1 protein-coding gene is annotated in these 1529 nt (G+C 73.5%); it reads left to right on the forward strand.

Features of this window, described 5'->3' with window-relative positions; translation table 11 throughout:
• A partial coding sequence (locus tag PV721_RS43290; protein WP_319734348.1) for a polyketide synthase dehydratase domain-containing protein occupies positions 1 to 1529 on the forward strand: 1529 nt, incomplete at both ends.

Below are 1529 nucleotides of genomic sequence, written 5' to 3' on the forward strand. Positions count from 1 at the left end.
AAGAACTCACCAACCCCGACTACTGGGTCCAACACCTCCGCCACACCGTCCGCTTCCACGACGGCATCCGATTCCTTCAGGACCAGAACGTCACCACATTCCTGGAGCTGGGTCCGGACCCCGTCCTCACCGCCATGGCCCGGGGCTGCCTGGGTGAGGAGGCCGCCCAGGGGGCGGTGTCGACCGTCGGCGTCCTGCGCAAGGGCCGCCCCGAGGCACGGACCCTCGCGGTCGCGCTCGGCCACGCGGCCGTGCGCGGTGCGGCGCTGGACGTCGAGAGCCTCTTCCCCGGTGCGCGGCGGGTACTGCTGCCGACGTACGCCTTCCAGGGAGCCCGGTTCTGGCTGAACAGCCCTGCCACGCCCGAGGACGTGGCGAGTCTGGGCCTGACGCCGGCGGAGCACCCGCTGCTCGGTGCGGTGACCAGCCTCGCCGGCGGAGAAGGGCTGCTGTTCACGGGCCGCGTCGCGCGGAGCACCCACCCGTGGATCGCCGACCACGCGGTCTCCGGAACGGTTCTGCTGCCCGGCACCGCCCTGGTCGAGATGGCCGTGGCGGCGGGCGAGCGCTTCGGCTACGACCGGCTCCGGGAGCTCGTCCTGGAAGCGCCGCTGATCGTGCCCGAGGACGGGCGCGTCCACCTCCAGGTGGCGCTCGGCGCCGAGGAGTCCGGTACGCGCACCGTGTCCGTCCACTCCCGCGCCGAGGGCCGGGCCGACGAGGAGTGGACGCGGCACGCCTCGGGTGTGCTCGCCGAGGCGGGCCCGGGCCCGGTTCCCGCGACCGGCTCGGTCGTCTGGCCGCCGGAGGGAGCCACGCAGATACCCGTCGGCGACCTCTACGCCCGCCTCGCCGAACGCGGATACACGTACGGCCCCACCTTCCAGGGTCTGCGGAGCGCGTGGAGACGCGGCACGGATCTGTACGCGGAGATCGCGCTCCCCGAGAGCATCGACGGGGACGGGTTCGCCCTCCACCCCGCCGCGCTGGACGCCGCCCTGCACGCGCTGCTGATCGAGGATTCCGACGAACTGACCATCCCGTTCTCGTTCAGCGGGGTCACCCTGCACGCCGCCGGTGCGACGGCGCTGCGGGTGCACCTGGTTCCGAGCGGTACGAGCGCCGCCTCGCTCACGGCCACGGACGCCGACGGCCGGCCCGTCATCACCGTCGACGAGATCGCCCTGCGCCCGGCCGGAGACCTGCAGGACCGCAGCGGTCGCCTCGACGGGCTCTACCACCTGGTGCGGAAGCCGGTCCCACAGGCCACCGAGCCGGCCGCCGGACCGTGGGCCGTACTGGGCTCGGACCCGCACGGCCTGGCCGCGGCCGTCTCCGGGGACACGTACGCCGACGCCGCCGAACTGCGGACCGCTCTCGCCTCAGGCGGGCCGGTCCCCGGTGTCATCGTGCTCACCGAGCCGAGCGCGGAGGTGCACGCGGCGGTTCAGGACACTCTGGCCACCCTCCAGGAACTCCTCGCCGACACCACCCTGGACTCCACCCGCATCATCGTCCTCACCCAAGGC

This window comes from Streptomyces sp. MB09-01 (genome assembly GCF_033794505.1).
In the GTDB taxonomy this organism is placed as follows: Bacteria; Actinomycetota; Actinomycetes; order Streptomycetales; family Streptomycetaceae; genus Streptomyces.